This is a genomic window from Clostridium sp. CM028 (assembly GCF_030585565.1).
Lineage (GTDB): Bacteria > Bacillota > Clostridia > Clostridiales > Clostridiaceae > Clostridium_AD > Clostridium_AD estertheticum_B.
In genome coordinates this window covers 945,808-969,762 of the sequence record NZ_CP077766.1, presented here as the reverse complement: position 1 = coordinate 969,762, position 23,955 = coordinate 945,808, and the positions used below count along the sequence as shown (strand labels likewise).

The 23,955-nt window shown below is 31.2% G+C and carries 23 protein-coding genes; 15 read left to right on the top strand and 8 right to left on the bottom strand.

Translation table 11 applies throughout. The annotated features are described in order from the left end of the window. The first annotated feature begins 23 nt into the window (after positions 1-23). The 9 genes from KTC94_RS04635 (at position 24) to KTC94_RS04595 (ending at position 9,994) form a co-directional block, all read left to right on the top strand. Positions 24-905 (top strand): carbohydrate ABC transporter permease, encoded by an 882-nt coding sequence (locus KTC94_RS04635; RefSeq protein ID WP_165412270.1) that lies wholly within the window; start codon positions 24-26, stop codon positions 903-905. A gap of 142 nt (positions 906-1,047) precedes the next feature. Next, positions 1,048-3,450, top strand: a complete 2,403-nt coding sequence (locus tag KTC94_RS04630) for a GH36-type glycosyl hydrolase domain-containing protein (RefSeq protein WP_220320079.1) — start codon at positions 1,048-1,050, stop codon at positions 3,448-3,450. A gap of 40 nt (positions 3,451-3,490) precedes the next feature. Beyond that, a complete protein-coding gene (locus tag KTC94_RS04625; RefSeq protein WP_216303741.1) occupies positions 3,491-4,903 on the top strand; it encodes a phosphoglucomutase/phosphomannomutase family protein in 1,413 nt (470 codons plus the stop codon). Positions 4,904-5,148: 245 nt separating this feature from the next. Further along, on the top strand, positions 5,149-5,613 hold the full coding sequence (locus tag KTC94_RS04620; protein WP_216303740.1) for a C-GCAxxG-C-C family (seleno)protein: 465 nt from the start codon (positions 5,149-5,151) through the stop codon (positions 5,611-5,613). A 12-nt stretch (positions 5,614-5,625) separates the two neighbouring features. Next, positions 5,626-6,579, top strand: coding sequence for a TDT family transporter (locus KTC94_RS04615; protein ID WP_220320080.1), 954 nt, complete (start codon positions 5,626-5,628; stop codon positions 6,577-6,579). A 281-nt stretch (positions 6,580-6,860) separates the two neighbouring features. Then, positions 6,861-8,021 (top strand): cell wall hydrolase, encoded by a 1,161-nt coding sequence (locus KTC94_RS04610; RefSeq protein WP_253198235.1) that lies wholly within the window; start codon positions 6,861-6,863, stop codon positions 8,019-8,021. A 765-nt stretch (positions 8,022-8,786) separates the two neighbouring features. Beyond that, positions 8,787-9,173, top strand: coding sequence for a VOC family protein (locus KTC94_RS04605; protein WP_220286940.1), 387 nt, complete (start codon positions 8,787-8,789; stop codon positions 9,171-9,173). Positions 9,174-9,441: 268 nt separating this feature from the next. Then, a complete protein-coding gene (locus KTC94_RS04600) occupies positions 9,442-9,612 on the top strand; it encodes a hypothetical protein (protein ID WP_220286939.1) in 171 nt (56 codons plus the stop codon). Between the two features lie 175 nt (positions 9,613-9,787). Continuing rightward, positions 9,788-9,994, top strand: a complete 207-nt coding sequence (locus KTC94_RS04595; RefSeq protein WP_165412277.1) for a hypothetical protein — start codon at positions 9,788-9,790, stop codon at positions 9,992-9,994. A gap of 111 nt (positions 9,995-10,105) precedes the next feature. On the opposite strand, the gene KTC94_RS04590 is transcribed toward KTC94_RS04595, so the two are convergent. The 6 genes from KTC94_RS04590 to KTC94_RS04565 all read right to left on the bottom strand — a co-directional run bounded on the left by KTC94_RS04590 (position 10,106) and on the right by KTC94_RS04565 (position 14,836). Continuing rightward, the gene (locus KTC94_RS04590) at positions 10,106-10,339 is read right to left on the bottom strand and encodes a hypothetical protein (RefSeq protein WP_165412278.1); all 234 of its coding nucleotides are present in this window, start codon (positions 10,337-10,339) and stop codon (positions 10,106-10,108) included. A gap of 111 nt (positions 10,340-10,450) precedes the next feature. After that, positions 10,451-11,080, bottom strand: coding sequence for an ABC-2 transporter permease (locus tag KTC94_RS04585; protein ID WP_220320088.1), 630 nt, complete (start codon positions 11,078-11,080; stop codon positions 10,451-10,453). A gap of 69 nt (positions 11,081-11,149) precedes the next feature. Next, entirely contained in the window at positions 11,150-11,893 is a 744-nt protein-coding gene (gene istB / locus KTC94_RS04580; protein ID WP_220320588.1) for an IS21-like element helper ATPase IstB, read from the bottom strand. Next, positions 11,881-13,443, bottom strand: a complete 1,563-nt coding sequence (istA, locus tag KTC94_RS04575; RefSeq protein WP_304518694.1) for an IS21 family transposase — start codon at positions 13,441-13,443, stop codon at positions 11,881-11,883. The genes istB and istA overlap by 13 nt, the downstream gene beginning before the upstream one ends. Before the next feature lie 155 nt (positions 13,444-13,598). Next, positions 13,599-14,459, bottom strand: coding sequence for an ABC transporter ATP-binding protein (locus KTC94_RS04570; protein ID WP_220320558.1), 861 nt, complete (start codon positions 14,457-14,459; stop codon positions 13,599-13,601). Continuing rightward, positions 14,456-14,836, bottom strand: a complete 381-nt coding sequence (locus KTC94_RS04565) for a GntR family transcriptional regulator (protein WP_165412281.1) — start codon at positions 14,834-14,836, stop codon at positions 14,456-14,458. The genes KTC94_RS04570 and KTC94_RS04565 overlap by 4 nt, the downstream gene beginning before the upstream one ends. 310 nt (positions 14,837-15,146) lie before the next feature. On the opposite strand from KTC94_RS04565, the gene KTC94_RS04560 reads away from it, so the two are divergent. Continuing rightward, on the top strand, positions 15,147-16,886 hold the full coding sequence (locus KTC94_RS04560) for an ABC-F family ATP-binding cassette domain-containing protein (RefSeq protein WP_220320557.1): 1,740 nt from the start codon (positions 15,147-15,149) through the stop codon (positions 16,884-16,886). 70 nt (positions 16,887-16,956) lie between these two features. Here KTC94_RS04560 and fliB read toward each other — a convergent pair whose 3' ends face one another. Next, positions 16,957-18,177: a flagellin lysine-N-methylase gene (gene fliB, locus KTC94_RS04555; RefSeq protein WP_220320556.1), complete on the bottom strand. Its 1,221-nt coding sequence runs from the start codon at positions 18,175-18,177 to the stop codon at positions 16,957-16,959. Positions 18,178-18,410: 233 nt separating this feature from the next. Then, a complete protein-coding gene (locus tag KTC94_RS04550; RefSeq protein ID WP_220286934.1) occupies positions 18,411-19,571 on the bottom strand; it encodes a metallophosphoesterase in 1,161 nt (386 codons plus the stop codon). A 366-nt stretch (positions 19,572-19,937) separates the two neighbouring features. Between KTC94_RS04550 and KTC94_RS04545 the strand changes: the two genes are divergently transcribed. The 5 genes from KTC94_RS04545 (at position 19,938) to KTC94_RS04525 (ending at position 23,905) form a co-directional block, all read left to right on the top strand. Continuing rightward, the gene (locus KTC94_RS04545) at positions 19,938-21,311 is read left to right on the top strand and encodes a DUF4317 domain-containing protein (protein ID WP_220320555.1); all 1,374 of its coding nucleotides are present in this window, start codon (positions 19,938-19,940) and stop codon (positions 21,309-21,311) included. A 100-nt stretch (positions 21,312-21,411) separates the two neighbouring features. Beyond that, positions 21,412-21,840, top strand: a complete 429-nt coding sequence (locus KTC94_RS04540; protein ID WP_220286932.1) for a hypothetical protein — start codon at positions 21,412-21,414, stop codon at positions 21,838-21,840. Then, positions 21,815-22,201 carry a HEPN domain-containing protein gene (locus tag KTC94_RS04535; protein WP_220286931.1) on the top strand — a complete coding sequence of 129 codons (387 nt, stop codon included), beginning with the start codon at positions 21,815-21,817 and terminating at the stop codon, positions 22,199-22,201. The genes KTC94_RS04540 and KTC94_RS04535 overlap by 26 nt, the downstream gene beginning before the upstream one ends. A 127-nt stretch (positions 22,202-22,328) precedes the next feature. Continuing rightward, positions 22,329-23,012: a helix-turn-helix domain-containing protein gene (locus KTC94_RS04530; protein WP_258280590.1), complete on the top strand. Its 684-nt coding sequence runs from the start codon at positions 22,329-22,331 to the stop codon at positions 23,010-23,012. After that, positions 22,952-23,905 (top strand): IS3 family transposase, encoded by a 954-nt coding sequence (locus tag KTC94_RS04525; protein ID WP_216304646.1) that lies wholly within the window; start codon positions 22,952-22,954, stop codon positions 23,903-23,905. The genes KTC94_RS04530 and KTC94_RS04525 overlap by 61 nt, the downstream gene beginning before the upstream one ends. Positions 23,906-23,955: the final 50 nt, after the last annotated feature.

Here is a 23,955-nt window from a genome sequence, read left to right as displayed (position 1 = left end):
TTGTTATGGAGGGGTGTTAGAGTATGTTAAATTCGAAAGTTTCAAAAGATATTTATATAGAAAAAAAGCATATTAATTCAAAAGTTAAGATGTCGAAGATTATTACACATTTTATATTAATAGCATGGGGTATAACAACCATTGCACCAATAGCATGGGTTATTATGAATAGCTTTAAGAGTTCATCTGAAATAATTTCTAGCGCTCTTAGTTTTCCAACTAAATTTAATTTAGATAACTTCAAATCGCTTGGAAAATATTCTCAAATAGACATTCCTAGGGGGTTTTTTAATAGTCTTGTTATTTCTGGTACTGTTGTTGTATTAGTATTAATTCTTGGAGCAATGGCTGCATTTGTACTAGCAAGATTTAAGTTCTTTTTAAATGGACCAATAATGATACTTTTAGTTGCTAGTATGCTTGTTCCACAGTTTGCAGTTATTATTCCTAATATTAAAATATTGCAGTTTTTTCATTTTAATAACACTTATTTAGCTGTAATAGTACCACATACTGCTGGATTTTTAAATTTTGCTATAATTATGATGACAGGATTTATGAAGTCTCTTCCTGTTGAGCTTGAAGAAGCTGCGATAATAGATGGGTGTAGTATACCAAAAATATTTATGAGAATAATAATCCCATTGTCTACTCCAATACTCGCAACCTCAGGTATAATGATTTTTTTATGGTCTTATAATGATTTACTTCTCCCACTTGTATATCTTACAGGGGAATTAAGACCTATAAGTGTGCTTTTAACACAAATTTCAAGCCAGTTTAACACGGATTATGGTGCGATGATGGCAGCGCTCACAATAACAATAATTCCAGTGATAGCACTCTATGTAATTTCTCAAAAATATGTAATTAAGGGTATGATGGCTGGTGCTGTTAAGGGATAAGGAAAATCAACCTAACTGAAAGGATTTGATAATATTACTGTGCTTGTACTTTAGAAATATCCAGCAATGCTAAGGAGTTATTTAAAGAAGAACTAAATCAAGTTAGTAGTACAATTAAATTATAGTAAAGGGAGAAGATAAAATGAAATATGGATATTTTGATAATGTAAACAGGGAATATGTTATTGAACGCCCTGATGTACCAGTATCTTGGACGAACTATCTTGGGGTAAAGGATATGTGTGCTGTAATTTCTCAAAATGCAGGTGGGTACCTATTCTATAAAAAGCCACAGTACAATAGAATAACTCGTTTTAGACCAAACGGCGTACCACTAGATAGACCTGGCCACTATGTTTACCTTCGTGATGATGAATCTAGCGACTATTGGACAATTTCTTGGCAGCCAGTTGGCAAAGACCTTAAAAAGGCAAATTATAAATGCCGTCATGGGCTATCTTATTCCAAATTTTCCTGCGAATATAGCGATATAAGTGCAGAACAGATTTTGTTTATTCCAGTAAACGATGATGTAGAATTATGGGATGTAAAGATAAAGAACAATGGAACAACTCCACGTAAATTAAGTGTGTTTTCTTATGTAGAGTTCTCATTCCAAAATATTGATATGGATAATGAAAACTTCCAGATGAGCTTATACGCATCAGGTTCTAGTTATGAAGATGGAGTTATAGAAAATGATCTTTTTTATGATAATGGTGAGACAGGTTATCAATACATAGCATCGAGTTTTAAACCAGAGAGCTATGATTGTTTAAGAGATAAATTCTTAGGAAACTACCACACTGAAGATAATCCAATAGCTGTAGAAAAGGGAATTTGTAGTGGGAGCTCAGAACTCGGTGGAAATCACTGTGGTGCTTTACATAAAAAAGTAATCTTAGCTCCAGGAGAAGAAACTAGACTTATATTTATGGTTGGTGTTGGTGCAAGGGCTAAAGGCATGAAAATGAAGGCTAAATATTCAAATGTTGCTACTGTAGATAAAGCATTTGATGAACTTAACGAATACTGGGAAAGGAAATTATCGGCATTCCAGATTAAGACACCAAATGAAGGCATGAATACCATGATAAATACATGGAACCTTTATCAAGCAGAAACAAACGTTGTGTTCTCAAGATTTGCTTCATTTATAGAAGTAGGTGGAAGAACAGGACTTGGATATAGAGATACTGCTCAAGATGTTATGTGTGTTCCTCATACAAATCCTAAAAAGTGCAAACAACGTATAATTGAACTTCTTCGTGCACAGTCGAGCATAGGCTACGGATTACATTTATTCCAACCAGAATGGTTTGATTCAGAGGTTGCTAAAATTTTACCTTCAAAATCACCAACAGTTTTACCGACTCCAAACATGTCAGATGTAGTACATGGATTAAAGGATGCATGCTCAGATGACGCATTATGGCTAATTGCAGCAATATGTGAATATGTACAAGAAACTGGTGAAGTCCAGTTGTTTGATACGATGGTTACTTTTGCTGATGGAGGAGAAGCCACGGTATATGATCACATGAAGAAAATACTTGATTTCTCAAGGTCGCAGGTTGGAGCTACAGGGATATGTAAAGGTCTTAGAGCAGACTGGAATGACTGCTTAAACCTTGTAGGAGGGGAAAGTGCTCTAGTATCTTTCCTGCATTTTTGGGCACTTAACAACTTTGTTGAATGTGCTAACTTCTTAGGTAGAACAGAAGATGTATCGGTATATAGCGCAATAGCGAGTAAAGTTAAAAAAATATGTGAAAATGAGCTTTGGGACGGGGAATGGTATATTCGTGGAATTACATCGGATGGAGAAAAAATAGGAACTCAAAAAGATGAAGAAGGAAAGGTTCACCTTGAGTCAAACACTTGGGCTGTTATTTCTGGTGTAGCGGGCCCAGAAAGGTCTAAGGCTTGTATGGATGCGGTAGATAAATATTTATATTCAGACTTTGGTCTACACTTAACATCACCATCCTATACCAAACCAAATGATGGAATAGGTTTCGTAACTCGTGTATACAAGGGAGTTAAGGAAAATGGAGCTATCTTCAGTCATCCTAATCCTTGGGCTTGGGTTGCTGAATGTATGATTGGACGTGGTGAGAGTGCTATGAAGTTCTACGACGCATTATTACCTTATAATCAAAATGATATGATAGAGACTCGTGAAGCCGAACCATACTCATACTGTCAATTCGTGATGGGAAAAGATCATACAGCTCACGGTAGAGCAAGGCACCCATGGCTTACAGGAAGTGCTGGTTGGGCATACTATGCAGCAACTCACTACATGCTAGGAGTTCGTCTTAACTTTGATGGCATGATTATAGATCCATGTATACCAGGAGATTGGACAGAATTCGAAGTTACTCGTCTATGGCGTGGAGCAACTTATAATATAACCATAAAAAATCCAAATGGAGTACAGAAGGGTATTAAAGAAATAATTTTAAATGGAACGGCAGTGGAAGGTGCTATTAAGCCACAAAAAGCTGGTTCACAAAATATTATAGTTGCTATAATGGGCTAATAAAAGTAAGTATATTAAAATTAGTAAAGGAGTTAAAAATATGATTAAATTTGGTACTGGTGGATGGAGAGCTTTTATAGGCGAAGATTTTACAAAAAAAAATGTACAACTTCTTTCTCAAGCTCTTGCAAACCTTATGAAAAATGAAAAATGTGAGGGCAGTGGCTTTGTAATAGGTTATGATAATAGATTTTTATCTGACAAATCAGCAAAATGGGTTTCAGAAGTAATGGCTGGAAATGGAATAAAGGTTTTTTTAGTAGGAAAATCTGCACCTACCCCTCTAATAATGTTCACTGTGAATTCTTTAGATGCATACTATGGTGCAGCTGTAACAGCAAGCCATAACCCAGCTGATTACAATGGACTCAAAATATTCACCAGGGGTGGAAGAGATGCTAAAGAAGACGTTACAAGAAGTCTTGAAGAAATTATAAACAATATTACTATAGATGATGTTAAGCTTGTTATCTTTGATAAAGGAATAGCAGATGGTTTAATTGAAATTATAGATCCGTTTAATGAATTTATAGATTCAATTATCAGCATGATAGATATAGAGTCTATAAGGAATAGCAAACTAAAGGTAGCTCTTGACCCAATGTTTGGAGTTTCAAAGACTTGCCTTCAAACTATACTTTTAACTGCAAGATGTGAGGTTGAAATAATAAATAATAGACACGATACCTTATTTGGTGGAAGATTACCTTCCCCAAGCACACACACACTACATCGTTTAAAGGATTTAGTAGTTGAAAAAGGATATGATATCGGGATAGGGACAGATGGGGATGCTGATAGACTTGGAATCATAGATGAAAAAGGTAACTTTATTCATCCAAACGATATTCTTTCTGTGTTATATTACTATTTATTAAAGTACAAGGGATGGAAAGGTGGAGCTGTAAGAAACCTTGCAACCACTCACCTCCTAGATAAAATAGCAGCGAGCTTTGGTGAGGAATGCTACGAGGTTCCAGTTGGTTTCAAGAACATAAGCTCAAAAATGGAAGAAAAGAATGCATTAATCGGAGGAGAAAGCAGTGGTGGATTAACTATTCGTGGGCATATTAAGGGAAAAGACGGAATATTTGCTGCTAGCCTTCTAATCGAATTGCTTAGTGTAACAGGAAAAAGCTTATCGGAATTACTTGAAGAAATTCATAAGCAATATGGATACTTCTACATGACAGAATCTGATTATAAATTCAGCATAGAAGACAAGGAACAGATTAGGACAAAACTTTTCGTAAATAAGTTAATCCCAAATTTTGGTTATAAAGTAGAAAAAACAAACTACGAAGATGGCTTAAAGGTATATTTTAGAAATGGTGGCTGGATTATAGCAAGATTCTCTGGCACAGAACCGCTTTTAAGAGTATTTTCTGAAATGGAAAATGAAGCTATGGCCAATGAAATAAGTAATATTATGAGAGAATTCTTAAACTTATAAGCATATTAATATTGCAGCACAGAAGGTGATGATTTAATAAAAGGTGTATTTTATACCTAATTATGGTATAGAATACACCTTTTATTTTTTGATTTAATTAAAAAGTTACCCATAACAAAAGGAATTGTGTTCACAATTTGTTTGCGGCCATTGGTGGTGTCCATGTGTTTCAATTAACTAGTGGACTTGCTGTAATATTACATATATAATAGTATGTGGAATATTTTATTAAAAGGGGGCAATTTATGAGAAATGAAGTTAGTATTAAAAAAATAAGAAGAGAAGCAGAAGAGTCATTCAGAAAAGGTGATTTTTTTTGTTCCGAAGCTATTGTTAGCTCAATAAAAAACAATTTTGAAATTCCAATGCCAGATGAGATGATTGCAATGTCTTCAGGATTTCCTCTTGGAATAGGAAAATCAAAATGTGTTTGCGGTGCTGTATCAGGCGGAGTAATGTGCATAGGTTATTTCTTTGGGAGAACAACAGCTGGAGATCCTAAGGTGCAAAATGCTCTTAAGTTTGCTAATGAATTACAAGAGAGCTTTAAAAATAACCATAAGGTGTTATGTTGTAAAGTCCTTACTCACGGAATGGACATGACTTCTGGAGAACATCAAGCACAATGCATTTCCTTTACTGGGGAAATAGCTGAAAAAGCTGCGCAAATTATAGTTAGAGAGCTCGGCCTTGTAAATATTGATGAATAAGGTGGTAAAAAAATGAAAAGCCTGATAGAAAAAACTCCTGTACCAATTGCAGGGTTAATGTTAGCTTTAGCAGCAACTGGTAATCTATTATTATCTTATGGTGATATATACAGGAACATCTTTGGAGTTGTAGCTTCATTAATATTAGTACTCCTTATATTTAAGATATTTTTTGATACAAAAAGTGTAGTAGAGTCTTTTAAAAACCCAGTTGTTGCCAGCGTAATGATTACTTTTACTATGGGTTTAATGATTTTGGCAACTTACATAGTTCCGTATGCTCATTCAATATCCTTTGGTGTGTGGTCTTTTGGTTTATTACTGCATTGTTTTTTACTAATTTGTTTTACTGCAAAATTTATTTTTAACTTTGATATAAAAAAAGTTTTTCCAAGCTATTTTGTAGTTTATGTTGGTATTGTGGTAGCAAGTATGACTGCACCTACCTATAATTTAATTAGTCTTGGAAAAGGTATTTTCTGGTTTGGCCTTATATCATATTTATTATTGTTGCCTATTGTGATTTATAGGACATTCTTTATTAAGGGAATTCAAGAGCAGGCACTACCAACTATTTCAATATTCGCGGCTCCAGCTAGCTTATGTTTAGCTGGATATTTAGCATGTTTTACAGTGAAAAATAATTTTATATTAGGCTTTTTAGGAGGTCTAGCATTTATAATGTTCTTAGTGGTGATTTTGTATTTACCAAAGCTACTTAAAACTAAATTTTACCCAAGTTATTCTGCTTTTACTTTTCCAATGGTGATAAGCGCAGTTGCTATGAAGCAACTTAATGGGTATCTAGTTAATATTAAAGAACCAATATATATGTTAAAATATTTGGTTAAATTTCAAGAAGTACTAGCTGTTTTAATCGTTATTTATGTTTTAGCAAGATACTTTAAATTTCTTTTTCTTGAGGATAAAATCTCCAAAAATTCTAAAATAGACGAAGCGATCTAAACATATAATAAATAGGACTGTGATTAGATTTGATATAAAGCTAATTATAGTCTTTTTATTACTTATATTGGAAGAAAAAAGCTTAAGAAGCTATTAACAGAAAAGCCTCAAAATGAACAGAATATATATGATAGACAATTTGATAACTGGGCGCCATATTACAAATAATTCAAAGACCAATATTTGCTAAACATATCTCTGTATGTTATTATGTTCAGATGATAAATACTTTTAAACATAATATATTTAAAAATAAAATATTATGTAGGGGGAATGGAAAATTGAACAAAAAAATTATTTCAGCCGTAATGGCACTTGGTGTAATTATAAGCGTTGGTTCTACTACCGTATATGCAGATTCTGCATCAGATAAGGCAAAAATTCATCAGGTTCAAACTCAAAGAAACGACCTTGAAAGCAAAGTTGAGATTATGAACAATAAGCGTGAAACAATTGTGTCTAATATCGATAGTAATGAAAGCAGTATAGCTATAACACAAAAGAATATTAAGCAAACAAAAATAAATATTGAAAAAGCAGAGGTTGATATCAAAGCAGAACAGATTATTTTTAATAAAAGAATGAGAGTAATGTATATGAATGGGTCATCAAGCTATCTAAACATTATGCTAAGCTCAAATGGTATGGATGATTTTATATCCAGAGTAGAAAATATTAAAAGGGTAGTAACATTTGATCAAAAGGTTATGAAAAATATGAAAACAAAAGAAGCAGCAATTAATTTAAAGAAGGTAGCGCTAGATGCAGAAAATACAAAGTTGCTATCTTTAAGGGTTGAGAATAAAAAGAATTTAGCGATTTTAACAGAACAAAAATCAGACCAAGATGTATTAGCATTAAAATTGAATGCCCTAGAAAATCAATATGGCGCACAACTGGTAATAGATCAAGCTAATGAAGCAAGACAAGCAACAGAAGAAAAACAAGCATTAATTGATTCAAAAAAAGCTAATAACAAACGGAATGAATCCCCTAAACAAGTTGTAAAAACTCCAGAAATAGCTAGTTATACTTCAGTGCAAACTAAACCTATAGCAATCAAAAATGACTCAAGTGATTTGGACTTGCTATCAAGATTAATAACTGCCGAAGCAGGAGGAGCATCTTATAAAGCTCAAGTTGCTGTAGGCGCTGTAGTTTTAAACAGAGTTAAGAGCAGCAGTTTTCCAAATTCAATCAGTGCTGTTATTAATGAAAAAACAAATGGTTTTTATCAATTTACTCCAATACTAAATGGTAACATTAACAGACCTGCACAGGCAAGTGCTGTTAAGGCTGCAAATGAAGCACTCAGTGGAAATGATCCAACAAATAATGCACTGTTTTTTTATAGTGGTAGTGCACCTAAGGGCTTGACTTTACCACAACCAGTGTCATTAAGAATAGACGATTTAACATTTATTAAAATGCTAAAAGACTGACTATAGAGTATTTTTGATAACTTCTTAACTAAAGATTTAATTTTAATACAATCATATATATTTATTGCTTAGGACTACATAATTATTAATCATCTTAAACTCAGATGTTGTTACTGGGATGGTACAGAGAATTATTATGAATAAGGGAGTTCACTTTGTGAACTCCCTTATATATATACAAATATTTAATTTTGAACTAAGTAGAGATTAGTAATTTTTTTAACTAAAGTATTTTTCTTTGTCTTATCACATATCTTAAAGACCTCTTATTTATAAATTGTACTAACCTCTAAAAACTTTAACAACTTAATTTGAAACATTGGACTATCCCCTTTCTATTAGCAATTCTTTTAGTTTATCTAATGAAGGTTAATATCTTTGTGGAATCACTTCCATCTCTTGTACTAATTAAATTCTGTTGTTTTGTTTATAAATTAATAATATCATAGTAATAGATGTTTGTAAACAACTATTTTCAATTAATAATAAATGTTATTTAAGAAGAAATTTCAATGATTGTTAGTGGAGGAGGGATATATAAATAATAATGATGAGTATGAGTAAAAAATATATGCATTTACATCTCCTATATTAATAATACGCTGGTGTGAAAAAATTTGCAAACTAGTGATTTAAGTAGAATATATGTTAGTATTAAAATATCATATGTATATATTAATAGAAAACTAAATGCTTCACAGTATTCTTAAACTGTGGTGCATCCGAAAGAAAATACGTACGTAATATAAAGAAGGAGATAAAAAAATGAAGTTAAATAAGATTCATCATATAGCTATTATTTGCACAAATTATGAAAGATCTAAAGAATTTTACGTTAATGTTTTAGATTTGAAAATCATTAAAGAAACATACAGAAAAGATAGAGAATCATATAAGCTCGACTTAGGTGTTGGAGAGAATTATCAAATAGAATTATTTTCTTTTCCGCAATCACCTAAAAGGGCGAGTTATCCTGAAGCAAGAGGACTAAGGCATCTTGCTTTTGAGGTAGATAACATTGATGAGGCGATAAAAGAACTGGCTGATAAGAATGTAATTGCTGAGCATATTAGAATTGATGAGATTACGGGGAAAAAATTTACTTTTTTTAGTGATCCAGATGATTTACCTATAGAATTATATGAAAAATAGTAGGATAGCATTTTAAAATTGACAACTGTATGTCATAGCATAAATATCTTTGAAGAGCTTTTTTAACTTGCATAATTTCCCAAGGGTCTGGCCCATTACAGAGATAAAACAGACAAGCAGTGTTGCTCAAAAGGCTGTTTGTAGGGTATAATAAATTAGTAAAATAACAAGACCTACCTTGAAAATATTTATCGTGAATATTAATTTAGAAGGTATTAGTTATGAAGTTTTTTTAAGCCGTAAAAAATAAAAAAAAGAGGGTAAAAATATGAAAAATGATATAAACAAAAACATGGAAATAATGAAAAAAATTATTGAAGAAAGAAAAGCAAAATCTTCCACGCAAAAAAATAATAAGAGAGCATCAGTCTATGGATCACAAAGCGCATCATCAGGTAATGGCGGAGGTTTAGTTGGTAAAAATAACAGGGGTCAATGAATAAATTCCCTTGTTATTAATAAAATATATGTAACTCTAAAAGTTTATTTCATAGAGAAATCTAGGGGTAGGCTTTTTTTTATTGATTAGCAACTCTCAAATTCAACTAAATATGATATTATCATTAACTTATGGGCATTATAATATAAAATAATTAGTAAAGGAGATGCTTTTTATGAGTCAAAATAAAACCATAGCTGAAAACAATCAAAATATTATACCTAATAGTGAAAATAGTCTGAGCCAAAATATGACCATGAAACAAAAAGATCAAAGCCTTATGGCTAATAGTTTAGATAGTGAAAATGCTAAAAATGGATATAAGGTTAATGGAAATGCTAGCGTGCAAGCTGCTAATCAAGGAACTAGAAATAAAAACTAGATGAATTAATTTACTTGGAAATCTTAAAATGTGAAAACACAGTAGAGTTATACTTTCTCTACTGTGTTTTTTATATAAATTAACAAGATAGTGAATTAATTAATACAAAAGTTAATTTATTGGTGTACATATTCCTTGTGTAAATTGCGTAATTGCGCCAGTATTAATGTTTACTAAATATAAACATAAGGAATATTCTTGTTCAGGATTAACAGGATCTTTGTAAGATTTTCCTATCGCGTAATAATCATCACCATTATAAATACCTGTTCTCTGGAATCTTTGATTAGTTGTATTAAAAGTTTCGTTAGTATCTAATTTTACTTTTGATTTAACTAAATCCATTGCCTGTAGTTAAATACACAAAGGGGAACAGCACACATATTATTACTACTGGGGTTGGTAAAGCATGCATAGTTATCGCTCCTTTCTCAAAATGTATAAGTTATACTGCTGTTATAGCAATTCTTTCTTTGAGTAAATGTTTATAGATATATTCATAGAAATAAAGAGGATAGCAATTATAGCCACAATCGGCATTAAGTACTGGACCAATATAGGCATTGCAGACAATACCGTAAAATCGAGTTTAATATTGGCTTTTATTAATACAGTCAATAAAAATGGAGTTCCCATGATCAATATCATGAAGAAATACTTTGTTTTTTCAAAGCCAAATTTATATTGTACAGGTGTGTATACGCTAAATAGGATTACTGAAATCAGCAGTGCAATAAGATAGTTGTACGGAGTAAGATATTCAATTTTGACAAATAGCAGTGCTAATACGTTATATGCCACACAGCAATAAGCAAAGATCAATAGGAGAAAAGCATATCTTGCTTTTACAAGACTACTACGGGAGTATGGCGTAGAACACAGCAGAGCTTCAGCTTTAGGGTATTTCATTTCGGCCATCAAAACATATTGATACAACATAAACACCGAAAAAATCACCGATAACAAAAAAGCACTAAGCCCCCAAAATTGGGATGGTTGTATCATCATAAAAAGAGGTATAGCAAATGGAAAAGTAACTAAAAGCAGCAAATATTTTTTTATAAGTAAGATATCTGTTATTGGCAAGTACTTTTGGAGAAATTTCGGCAAACTATTTTACTGAATTTATCCCAGTATATTTTTCCCATTTAACTGCTAAAATATAGATTTTCTGTGCTCCAACCTATAGCTCTTTCCAATCATGTTAAAAAGTTCGCACCTATAAGATATTCTATCTAATACAGCTGTTGTTAATGCTGGGTCTCCTAAAAGCTCTACCCATTCTTCGAATCCTTTGTTAGAAGTTATAATTAGTGATGCCTGTTCATGAAGGGATGATATTAATTGAAAGAACAAATTAGCCTCATCTCTAGTTATAGGAAGATATCCGACCTCATCAATTATAACGAGGCTTGAAGAAAGGATTCTATTTAGTTTACCTTTGCTTTTTCTTGATATCTGCTGAGTTTTCAAAACATGCATCAGATTATCCATAGTTACAAAACTTACCTTATAACCTGCCTCAACGGCTTTATAACCCAAGGCAATAGCTGTGTGAGACTTCCCAACGCCCGGTGGGCCTAAAAATATAAGATTATACATCCTATCTATCCATTCCATTTCCATGAGTCTGTTTATTTGTTTCTTTGTTATTGATTTTTGAAATAGAAAATCAAATTCCTCCATTGTCTTTTTAACTGGAAAGTCAGCATATTTAAGTCTTTTTTCTTGTGTTTTCTGATCTTTCAAAACAACCTCATTTTTAAGTATTGATAATAGAAAGTCTTGATAGGAAACATTACCTAACTCACCTTTTTCAATAATTTTATCTGCATCTACATTTAAATAGTTTAGCTTAAGATTTTTGGCATACTCTTTGATTAATTCTAATTTCTCCATGATTGCTTGTCCTCCTTCAAAGCATCAATATAGTCACTTATACTTCTTACTTCCGGTTTTAACCCTCTATACTTTGATGGTATAGATAACTTGTCAATTACAGATTTTTTATCAACTTTTGCAATATCCTGTATCGCAAGATATTCAAGGGTTTCTTTAAACATTCCAGCACTCCACAAGTTTCGTATAACACAATAATTCAATGCTTGTTCTATTAGCGAAGCTTCATATGAATGTACTATATTTAGTATTGAACCAAATTGATCTTTGCAGTATCTTGGTTTTTCACGTTTTATGCCATCTAGTAGCATTTTTGCATTTTCAGTTTTACCGAGGGCAAAAAACAATCTTTCATAAACTTGGTCAATAGAACTGTGAATATCCCTTTCGGGATGAATTATTTTTATAAGTTCACCCTGCCTTGTACTTACTTGATGACTTGCTATTAATACACCTGTATCAAAATCAACTATATTCATTTTGGAGCCTTTTATCATTAATTTAAGTTCTTTACCTGGGCTATAAGTTCCTTTGGGCACTTGATACCTGTTCTGTTTATACAAAATTACATTGTTTTTTCGTACAGCATAAGTTAAACTAGTATTAAATGAATTTTTTTCAAAGAGTTCAGGTACTGGTAGCAAGTGTTTCTTTTCGAGAGCAAACACTTCTGCCGGTATTTTTTTCGTTATTTCATGTTTTTTACCATTGCCTGTTCTATCTAGCCATTTGAATGAGTCTTCATTAAAGGAATCAACATCTATAAATACTCTGTTTATAGCAAAGTTATATTTTGAGTATTTTACCACAGATTCTATTTTCCCCTTACTTTGAGGATCAAAACCTCTACAAAGCCTAACTTTATATTTCATAGTATTAATATAATTTTGAAAACCTTCGGTATAAATAATGTCTCCAGAATTCTCGGCTACTGCAAGCACACGATCTTGGTCATACACTATTTCAATAGGCATACCACCAAGATATTCAAAAGCTCGATTATGAGCATCAATAAAAGAGGCGGTAGTAAATGGTTTGTCTGTCCAAAGTATGTATTTATACCTTGAATGTGATAAAACCATTGCAAAGCAATACACTTTTACTTTGTTTCCATTTAATCTTTTGAGCCATATTTGACCCATATCAACCTGAGCTTGGTAGCCCATGGGAAGTTCATGTACTTCCTCAAATTGTCTTATTGGCGAAGCCTTAGGCAGATTGTATTCTTTCCTTAAATTACTAATATAAAGCCTTAAAGACCTTTCTTTAAATTTTACATCACCATATCTTTCCTTTATCCAATCAAGTACTTGTGCTGCTGACATATCTCTGAAATCAGTAATCCATTCTAAAATATCATCTTTGTAGATATCAATTTTTTTATGTCTATTCTTCGATTGAATAGTGACTTTAGCATATTCACCAGGATCCATGTCCCAATACTTTTGAACTGTTTTGTAATTTATATTTAGAGCTCTTTCAACCTGTGATTTATTAAATCCAAGTGCTTTATATTGTTTTATTTCACTAAACATATTCCATCCTTTCAATTTTAAATTCCCCCTCTGTAAAATATATCTCTAATTGTATCAGAGAAGGAATTATTATTGTACTTAACTGGAAATTATTCTCCTTTTTTGTTTGCCGAAATATCACCCTTTTAGTTTACCGCTAACAATATCTTTTTTAACAAGATGTACCAGCATTATTTTCCCCCTCCTTCGACATAGCCCAGCATAATATCTTCTATGGTAGGTCTTTCAACCAAAATGTCTTTTATGGTTTTTTGAACTTGAGATAATTTATTGGTGATACCAGTAAATCCAAATCCTGTTTCTTGAATATTTAAGAACAATTTTCTGGTTTCAATAGTCAAATCCTTGCTATCACCTTTTACTAATCGATGGGTATCAATCAATGTATCCTTTTCTTCCTCGAATAAAATCTTGCCATTGTTAATAAGAATTATCATATCTGCAACTTTATCAAGATCTGAAGTTATGTGAGTTGAAAAGAAAACGCTCTTGCCACCTTGTTTCATATAATCTGTCAAGATATTCATGAATTGGCTTCGAATTAAGGGGTCAAGTCCACTTGTAGGCTCATCCATAATAAGTAAGTCTGCCTCATGGGAAAGTGCCAAAGTTAATGCGAACTTCATACGCATACCTTTTGAAAGTGTTGAAATCTTTTGGCGTGGATTGAGTGAAAAACGTTCCATATAGGTTTTGTAATCCTGCTCATTCCAACTTGAATACGCCGGTGAAATAATGCTTTTCATTTCTTTCATTGTCAATTCATCATAAAAGCAGCCATCATCCAGCACAACTCCAATACGGTTTTTTAACTCATGCCCATGTTTATCCATATCCTTTCCAAAGAATTTGATAGTACCGGCACTTCTCATTACAAGACCAAGAATGGTCTGTATAGTGGTTGTTTTACCAGCCCCGTTAATACCTATAAAACCTGTAATACAATCTTCCTGTAAAGAAAAACTAACATCGGAAAGGGCAAATTTATTATAAGATTTATTTAATCCTGATACTTCTAATACATTGTTCATTGTTCATCCCCCTCATATAAAATATTCATCATTGCATTTAATTCCTCTTTAGAAATTTTTAACGTCTTTGCTGTTTGAATTAAGTCCTGCATTTTTTGTTCAACAATACGTCGTTTAGAGTCACGAAGCAGCTCTAAATTACCAGCAGAAATAAAAGTGCCAATGCCCACCTGACTTGTAATAAATCCCTCTTGCTCTAATTCATTGTAGACACGACGAATTGTAAGAATGCTTACTTTCAAATCAGTGGCAAAATTTCTGATAGATGGAAGTGGATCACCCTCAGACATCTCACCTTTAAAAATAATATCTTTTAGTTGGTCTTTTATTTGTTGGTATAGGGGTATATTGGATATATTTGAAATTAAAATCTTCATATCACCTTATCACCTTCCTAAGTGTATAGTGTGTATTCACTTAATACACACTATACACTTAGGTTCTGTTTTTGTCAACACGTTAGTGGGTACCGGGCTCGCAAAGGCTTTTTAGAATTAACGGATATCACGAGAAGCTTTAATATGAAATGATTGAACTTAGTCGTAAAAAGTGTTATGATATCAATGGTAAACTCAGTAGAATGTCTTTACTACATAAAAATCAAGTGTAAAATTGCAATTGAGAAGAGAATATATTGAAGAGCTTATTTTTATAGGCTCTTTTTTAGTGATAAAGAGAGGTAATAATATGATAAAAATTGATAACTTGTCCTACTCATTTCCGCAAAAGGATCTATATAATAATATTTCATTTACATTAGAAGATGGTCAGCATTGTGCTTTTATAGGAACAAATGGCAGTGGAAAAAGTACACTGATAGATATAATTATGGATCCAGAAAAATATATGTTCGATGGAAAGCTCGAGATTGACCCAAATTGTAGCATTGGGTATGTAAGTCAATTCTCGCAACAGGGCGAAATGAAAGAAATTACAGTTTTCGAATATATAGGGGAAAAATTTATTAAACTACAAAATGAAATAACATCTATTTGCAGTGAAATGGAAACATCTTCGGATATTGATTCTTTACTAGAAAAGTATCAACAAACTTTAGACGCATTTGATGCAATTAATGGGGATGATTTCGAAAACATCATTAATAAAAACTTAAATCTTGCAAACTTAAGCAAGTATAAAGATCTAATGATATCTGAACTTAGTGGTGGGGAATTCAAGCTTATTCAAGTAATTAAGGAAATGCTAAATAGTCCAGACTTAATGATTATGGATGAACCCGATGTGTTTTTAGACTTTGAAAACCTTAATTCGCTTAAAGATCTAATTAATTCGCACATTGGAACAATGTTAATTATTACGCACAACAGATATATATTGAATCATTGTTTTAATAAAATTCTACACCTTGAAAACATGGAGATCCAAGAGTTTGATGGAAACTATATTGAGTATAACTTCTCATTACTTCAAACTAAAATTGAGTTACAAGAACTAGCTGCTACTGATAATGAAGAACTTGAGAGAAACGAGATCTTAATAAAGAAGTTAAGATTTCTCGCAACTGAGTATAATCAATCTTCTAAAGGGAAAGCTCTAAATGCTAGAGTTAAAATTCAAGAAAGATTAGAAAAAAGTAGAATTAAATCGCCATTTGTAGATATTAAACAACCAAATATCAGTTTAGTTACAGATAATGAAATCGAAGAAACCATTGTTTTAAAAGTTAATGATTACAGTGTTGCCTTTGATGATATGCTTCTAGAAAATGTTAACTTTGAGATTAAATCTACTGATAAAGTAGCTCTTATCGGTTCAAATGGTGCCGGGAAAACGACGTTACTTCGAGAAATATTTAAAAATAATCATGATTCTATTGAGATAAATGAAGATGTTGAAGTGGCTTATTTGTCTCAACTTCAAGGCAAAACACTAAATGAGTCTAATACGATACTTGAAGAGTTCTTAGATGCTGGTTTTAAAACTAATCAAAAGGTTAGAGCATATATTTCTGGTTATGGTTTCGAAGAAGAAGCCATTAATCAAAAGATAGGGGCTTTATCTGGTGGAGAAAAAAATATGCTTCAACTGGCCAAAGTTTCTGCTAGTAAAGCAAACATTTTGCTTCTTGATGAACCGACAAGTCATTTAGACACATATTCACAAATAGCACTGGAAAAAGCCATAGAAAACTATAAAGGTGCGATTCTCATGATTTCCCATGATTTCTATTCTATAGTAAACTGTATGGATTTTGTTTTAATCATTGAAGATAAGACAATTAGAAAAATGAGTATGCGAAAATTTAGAAAGATGATTTATGCTAATCATTTTGACAAAGACTATTTAGAAATTGAACAAAAGAAAAAATTAGTCGAAACAAAAATAGAATTGGCTTTAAAAGATATTGATTTTACGCTTGCAAAAGTTTTATCGCAGGAGTTAGAAGAGCTGATTAAGTTACTCTAAATTTAGCAAAGTTTAAGTGGAAATATTGAGCTCTCTTGTATATACATTGAGAACTCAATATTTTTTATTTTTATAAAAGTGTTTTAGCAAATTGTATATTATCAAGTTTATTTTCTTTCATATAATTTATTGAATCAATTAAAAAAGTTCTGTGATGTTCTATGGTCTTCGATAAAGATTGAATAAATTCAACTATATTTTCTTTGTTATCCTGTTTATTATATAGATAGTTACCAACTAAATAAAATCTAATAAATGAATATCTTACTAAAAGCATAATATATCCATCGAATATTGATTCTGATTCAGAAAATGGAAACATATAGTTATACATAAAATTCACCAAATAATTTTCGAAAATATAGCTATTATTATTCATAAAATTTTCAGTATAATCTTCAAATGCTTTTATGTACATTTCTGAATGTTTACTAATGTCGCCACCTTCATCAAACTTGAATCCAGCTATAATTTGCTTAGTATATTCCTTAAAATAAAGACTATCCACTTCTTTAGATACATTTAAGAAGCCTATCATCTTTTTGAAAAAATCTATCTGAACAATATAACTTAATTGATCTCTTTCATAACCATCACTAACTAAGTTCATATCATATTCCCTAATAAATTTAGGTACATTAGTATACTTATATTTAAGTTCTTCTTCTAATGTTTTTATAAAATCACCTAATATATAAAGTCTTTTACTTAAGTCGAACTTTCTGTTTTGTATTATTTCAACACTTAGATTTCTAATTTCTTTAAAATACTTAAAAGCTGAATTATCATATTCTTTAGAGCTGGTTTCAATATCACCTGATAGTATATGTTTGCCTAAAGTTTCTTCACTTTCTTTAAATCCAATTCCTTCTTCTTTTAGTAAAATAATTCTTGCAGCTTCCGGACAGGCAATATCAAGTGATATTTCATAACATGTATCTACTTTATTAATTATCCTAGGAAAAGATGTGCAAACATTTGAAAGATACTCTTCTCCAATTTTGGAATAAATAATACAATAATTTTCGTCATCTAAAAAAGCACACCTTTTTCCAGTTTTTAATTCTATTTTTCCATAATCTATATCAGGACTTAGGTATTCATCATTATTATGTACATTTTTTTGAATCATTCGCTTCATTTCTTTGTCTTGAACCTTATAATATTGCCTAAAGGTAACCTTATCGATATCTATATCCCATCCAATACAACAGCTATCTGTACATTTTCCACCTATACATTTAAATTCTTTAAGATAGCTCGGATATCTCATTTTTATATTTTTTTCCATTGTATACTTCCTTTGTATATAAATTATTTCAAGTTTTCTGTTTCATATTTATTTTACTATAGTATTTTAAGTCTGTCAGATGTATTTTTATTGCCAAGGGTCTGACCCTGTTGTGGGGACACGCTTTGCTGGACCCACTTACTAATTAAACCATAAACCATTAAGGAAAAGCTACTACATTACTTTAAACTAAGAAATATAGTAGCTTCGTCTACATTCTAAATAACTATTTATTATTTGAGTTTAAGATTTATTTCAACAATTTCCGAGCGGCTACCTATCCTAATTGGAGGTCCCCATGTTCCATAACCTGAAGATACAATAAATTGAGAATTGTTCTTTTTTAAATACCCATAGTCTATTTCAAAAATTCCATTGGTTATAATATTTGCAGGAAATATCTGACCTCTATGGGTGTGACCTGATAGTTGTAAATCAATCCCCTGGTTTTCAGGTTCACTTAAATTTACTGGCTGATGATCCATAAGCAAAAATGGTTTTGTCTTATCTAAGTCCTTTACTAAGGATGACAAATCTTTTCTTTTAATTTTTGTAACACGCTCTAAGGATGGGTCTTGTCTACCTATAACATAAAAGCTATCACTTACCAAAACTGAATTATCACGCAGCACAGTTATACCTGCATTCTCAAAATTTTTAACTACATCATCTACATTACTTCCCATTCCATCATGATTACCAAGGGAGGCATACACTCCATATTTGCTTTTAATTCGCCTAAAGTTATCACGCATGTTTTCTTTTACAAAAGGGTCAATGCTACTATCAATAATGTCTCCAGGTATTAACACAATGTCAGGTTTTAAATCATTGATTTTATTTACCATACCTGTAAGCCTATTATTATCTACCATAATCCCAAGATGAATGTCCGAGACCATAATAACCTTCAAGGTCTCTAGATTACCCGCAACTTTATCAACATTTAGATCATACTTTGTTACTCTTACGCTACGAGCACTCCAAGTACCATATATCATTACACCAAATATAAAGGCAACTACTAGACCCATTACTATTAACGAAACATTAGTATCGCCAGATAAACTTCTTGGGAGAATTATAATTTTTCTATTTATAACTCTTATTAAATCTATTATAGGCAATATTAAAATAAGATAAAACATTATTGCCATCCAATATGATCCTATAATATTTAATTTAGTTGATATTATTGCTGGTATGAAAGAAGGTATAAGCGTTGTTACAATATATGATGATGCTATTATTGAAAACAGTATCCAATATATTTTGGGATTTATACAAGGAATATGGCGAAATAGGTTCTGCCACATCCTTAAACCTATATAATAATTTATGCTTCCATACAAGCAAATAAATAAAATAGCAATAAGTATCATTAATCCATTCATTTTTTTGCTCCTTCATATTGTTTTTTTATTATAAAATTTTATACTATATAAAATTATACCATGATGTTGTGTTTTCGCACAGTCTATTGGTGAGATTGCAAAGATTAATTACCAATAATTCATACTGTAGGGTTAGAAAAACAAATACCATAAATTGGAAATGAAATGTACGAGCTGTGTTGCTATTCTATTCTCAATAGAAATCATTTAAAAAACTGATATATAAATCCTTTATTTTCTGTAAAAAAAATACTATAATTAATAACGATAATATATTAATTATAGCTACAAACAAAAAATACTAAAGACAAACCACTTCAACTATAAATTTACGTAAGGTTTGTCTATAAATTGAGGAGCTTATACATGAGAAGAAAAGATATACTTGAGTTAAAAAGACGTTTTAAAAAAGAGCAATGCACCTTCACTAAAATGTGTGGCTGCTATGTTAATGGAGAAAAACATACTATTTTAAAATTTAGAGAAAGCTTTCTAAATTTAGATGAGGATGAATACTTTAAATATTTAGAAATTGCTAAAAAAGTACTGTCTGGAACTATTGGGAATAATATTTTAGAACTTAACTTTGAAGTTAATGAAGAATTTACAAATGAAAGACAGACTTCACTTATGCAGCTTAAAAACAGTCAATTAAAAGATGATGCTCTTGTAGATAACCTTTATGATTTGATTATAGACAATTATGATTACACTGGTAATTTTTTAATACTCTTTTTTCATGATGCTTATGATGTTGTTAGCAAAACCAGAGATAATATAAAGATAGATGAATCTGAAGAAGTATATGAATATGTGTTATGTGCAATATGTCCAGTTTCACTTTCAGAGCCTGGTCTTAGATACTTTGAACAGCAAAACGAAATAAAAGCACGTATTAGAGATTGGGTAGTCGAGTCCCCGATTAATGGCTTTGTGTTTCCTGCTTTTATTGATCGTAGTTCAGATGTTAACTCTATTATGTATTATACAAAAAATGCAAAGGATACACATTCTGAATTAATGGAAAATGTTCTAGGTTGTCCTTCAAAACAAACGGCTACGGTGCAAAAGGAAACATTCCAATCAATTATTAAAGATTCTTTTAGTTCTGATGAAAATAAAGCTGATAAAATTTTTATGGATATACAAGAAAACCTAAGCACAATGATAGAAGAATACAATGATTTAAACGATGATGCAGACTGTGAACCTATAAGCTTAACAAAGAAGGATATACAAAAACTTTTAATAGAAAGTGAAGTTCCGCAGGAAATTACTACTGAGATTGAAAACTCCTATGTAGAGAACTTTGGTGATGATATCACTTTAGCAAAGAATTTAATTGACGCAAAGGCTCTTAAGGCAAATGTGCAAAGAAAAAAGGAAGAACGCCTTCACAAACAAGTGGAAATACTTCAAGCTAGACTTGATCAAGTTAAACAAGAGAATACTATAGATAATGAAATTGACCTGTCTACAGAAGTTAATGATGATAATGTGGTTTTAGAAGAAGATTTAGAAACTAATTTAGAAGAAACTTTAGAAACTAATTTAGAGAAAGTTCCAGATGCATTTTCAGAAGATAATAATGTTACCCCTCATTATGATGTTATACTACAAGTAAAACCCGAAAAAGTATCTCAAATAAAATCTCAAATAATTAATGGCCAAAAATGCATAGTTATTCCTATTAATGACAATGAACAAACTACGGTTAATGGTATAGATAATTTGATTTAAAACAACTAACTTTACACCTTTCGACAAGTGACAGTCACCCTTTGTTATTTACACTCAATTTATGTAGTGATACAATATAAGAATAGGAAGGTGAAATATTATGATAGAATGTTTAAAAGATTTCTATGCATTAGATAATATTTTTAATACAAGTAATAATACCAATTATAAATTTGAAAATTTAATTGGGTTGGATAATTATGAATGTATACATCCAGTCAAACAAAGGAAAGTTTATGAAATTGCTAATCTATTATTAAAAGATAATGTTGGTAAGCACATCACTGATATTATAGTGTTTGGTAGTGCCACAACGCTTTTCTGTAGTAGCTTTAGTGATATTGATATAATCGTTTTAGGTGATTTTTCTGAGTTTTATCCAACTGTAGATTTACACGAGTTTGGAGAAATTGATTTATTTGGATATAATAAAAAACTATTCCTTAGTGATATGGAAAATAATAATTTTTATAGGAACGCTTGGGCGAAAGGGGTAAGAATATATGAGCAATTATCTGCATCTTGCTAAGAGTGATTTGAAGTATGCGAATTTTGGTCTTACAAATTGCACAGACGAAGTAGAAATTAATTATGCGGCTTATCATGTAAATCAAGCAATTGAAAAAATAATTAAAGCACTTTTAGAGCTTAATGGGAATGATTTGACTGACAGAAAGTATAAGACACATAATATAAGTTATTTAATTTCGTCTCTTCCTAAAGGGACACAGGTGCCGAATATAATAGTCGAAAGGAAATTTGAAATTATTAGATGGGTATCAGAGCCAAGATATAATGTGAATTTTAGAGAATCTAAAGAGGATATTTTAATTATATATACTGCAGCATTTGAGTGGCTTAATCAAATCATGTTGATGCAGAGTAGATAATGTTTATTTTATTTTTACTGCCTTTCTAGTCTTTAACAAGTTAAAAGGGAATTCAAATTGATATGCTCCCCTTATGGTAGACAGTTAAAATAATAAAACTGTTTACTATAAGGAGGGCTATTTTTTTATGGGAAGAAAATCAACTATATCAGACCAACAAAAAATTAAGGCTGTAACATCATATTTAAATGGAAAAGCTAGTATGTTAAGTTTATGCAACAAACTTCAAGTACATAAGAGTTCTTTTCAAAAATGGGTAATACGATATAAATCAGAAGGTGAAGCTGGGTTAAAACATTCTAGCAAAAATACTTCTTATACTGCCAAAATCAAGATTAACATTGTAAAAGAATATCTTGATGGGCATGGCTCACTGAATGATTTATGCATTAAGTATCATATTTCGTCAAATACAGTTTTATGCAATTGGATAAAGAAGTATAATGGTCATGAAAACATAAAATCTTCTGGAACAGGAGGAAAAATAATCATGACCAAAGGACGCAAAACTTCTTATATTGAACGCATTGAAATCATAAAGTACTGTATTGAAAACAATAACAGTTATAATAAAACTGTTGAAAAATATAAGGTATCTTATCCTCAGATTTATACCTGGATGAAGAAGTATAATCAGTTTGGTATTGAAGGGCTTTTGGACCGACGTGGAAAGCCAAAGGCTGAAGAGTTAATGACAGAAGATGAAAAGCTAAAAGCTCAATACAAGCTTTTAGAAGCACAAAATAGAAGATTACGGATGGAGAATGCTCTTCTAAAAAAAATCCAAGAGATAGAAAGAAGGCGATATTAAGCGAAGCTAGATACGAAGATACTTATCTTGCAATCCAAGAATTATCTAACAAAGATAAATTTCCTATAACTGAGTTGTGCATTATAGGCGGCGTTAGCCATTCTGCATATTATAAATGGCTACACAGAGAAAAAAGTAACCGAGTATTGAAAAACGAAGAATTATTAAAGCTTATTTGTGAGTTATATGAGGAAAAAGACGGTATCTTAGGCTATCGCCAGATGACGATTAAAATCCGTAGAGAATATAATAAAAAAGTTAATTATAAACGAATTTATCGTCTGATGCAGATATTAGGATTAAAATCCGTATGCAGAAAAAAAAGATATAATTATATTAAGTCAACTCCTGAAGTTACTGCAGAAAATATTTTGGATAGAAATTTTAAAGCAGAACAAGTCAATAAAAAATGGCTTACAGATGTAACCGAGTTTAAATATGGGAGAAGTGGACAAAAGGCTTATCTAAGTGCAATATTTGATTTAGGTGATAGAAGTATTGTTTCATATGTCATTGGTCATTCTAATAATAACCAATTGGTTTATCAAACCTTTAATCTTGCTGTTAAAGTATACCCTGATGCTAAACCAATATTTCATAGTGACCGAGGTTTCCAGTATACTTCAAAAATATTTAAAGAAAAACTAAAAAAAGCTGGAATGATACAGAGCATGTCGAGGGTTGGGCATTGTATTGATAATGGTCCAATGGAAGGATTTTGGGGAATCTTAAAAACAGAAATGTATTATCTTCATAAATTTGAAGACTATGAAAGCTTAAAGAAATCGATTGAAGACTATATAGAATATTATAATAATAGACGTTATCAAAAACGTTTAAAGTGCATGACACCAATGGAATATCAGCGATATCTATTAGGTAATGCAGCATAAATAAAGCGCCTACCAAATAATAGACGCCTTACATAAAATCTTTAATTATT

Coding starts and splice junctions, on each gene's coding strand:
- KTC94_RS04635 (WP_165412270.1), top strand. CDS start 24: ATGTTAAATTCGAAAGTTTCAAAAGATATTTATATAGAAAAAAAGCAT.
- KTC94_RS04630 (WP_220320079.1), top strand. CDS start 1,048: ATGAAATATGGATATTTTGATAATGTAAACAGGGAATATGTTATTGAA.
- KTC94_RS04625 (WP_216303741.1), top strand. CDS start 3,491: ATGATTAAATTTGGTACTGGTGGATGGAGAGCTTTTATAGGCGAAGAT.
- KTC94_RS04620 (WP_216303740.1), top strand. CDS start 5,149: ATGAGAAATGAAGTTAGTATTAAAAAAATAAGAAGAGAAGCAGAAGAG.
- KTC94_RS04615 (WP_220320080.1), top strand. CDS start 5,626: ATGAAAAGCCTGATAGAAAAAACTCCTGTACCAATTGCAGGGTTAATG.
- KTC94_RS04605 (WP_220286940.1), top strand. CDS start 8,787: ATGAAGTTAAATAAGATTCATCATATAGCTATTATTTGCACAAATTAT.
- KTC94_RS04600 (WP_220286939.1), top strand. CDS start 9,442: ATGAAAAATGATATAAACAAAAACATGGAAATAATGAAAAAAATTATT.
- KTC94_RS04595 (WP_165412277.1), top strand. CDS start 9,788: ATGAGTCAAAATAAAACCATAGCTGAAAACAATCAAAATATTATACCT.
- KTC94_RS04590 (WP_165412278.1), bottom strand. CDS start 10,339: ATGGATTTAGTTAAATCAAAAGTAAAATTAGATACTAACGAAACTTTT.
- istB (WP_220320588.1), bottom strand. CDS start 11,893: ATGGAGAAATTAGAATTAATCAAAGAGTATGCCAAAAATCTTAAGCTA.
- KTC94_RS04570 (WP_220320558.1), bottom strand. CDS start 14,459: ATGAACAATGTATTAGAAGTATCAGGATTAAATAAATCTTATAATAAA.
- KTC94_RS04565 (WP_165412281.1), bottom strand. CDS start 14,836: ATGAAGATTTTAATTTCAAATATATCCAATATACCCCTATACCAACAA.
- KTC94_RS04560 (WP_220320557.1), top strand. CDS start 15,147: ATGATAAAAATTGATAACTTGTCCTACTCATTTCCGCAAAAGGATCTA.
- fliB (WP_220320556.1), bottom strand. CDS start 18,177: ATGGAAAAAAATATAAAAATGAGATATCCGAGCTATCTTAAAGAATTT.
- KTC94_RS04550 (WP_220286934.1), bottom strand. CDS start 19,571: ATGAATGGATTAATGATACTTATTGCTATTTTATTTATTTGCTTGTAT.
- KTC94_RS04545 (WP_220320555.1), top strand. CDS start 19,938: ATGAGAAGAAAAGATATACTTGAGTTAAAAAGACGTTTTAAAAAAGAG.
- KTC94_RS04540 (WP_220286932.1), top strand. CDS start 21,412: ATGATAGAATGTTTAAAAGATTTCTATGCATTAGATAATATTTTTAAT.
- KTC94_RS04535 (WP_220286931.1), top strand. CDS start 21,815: ATGAGCAATTATCTGCATCTTGCTAAGAGTGATTTGAAGTATGCGAAT.
- KTC94_RS04530 (WP_258280590.1), top strand. CDS start 22,329: ATGGGAAGAAAATCAACTATATCAGACCAACAAAAAATTAAGGCTGTA.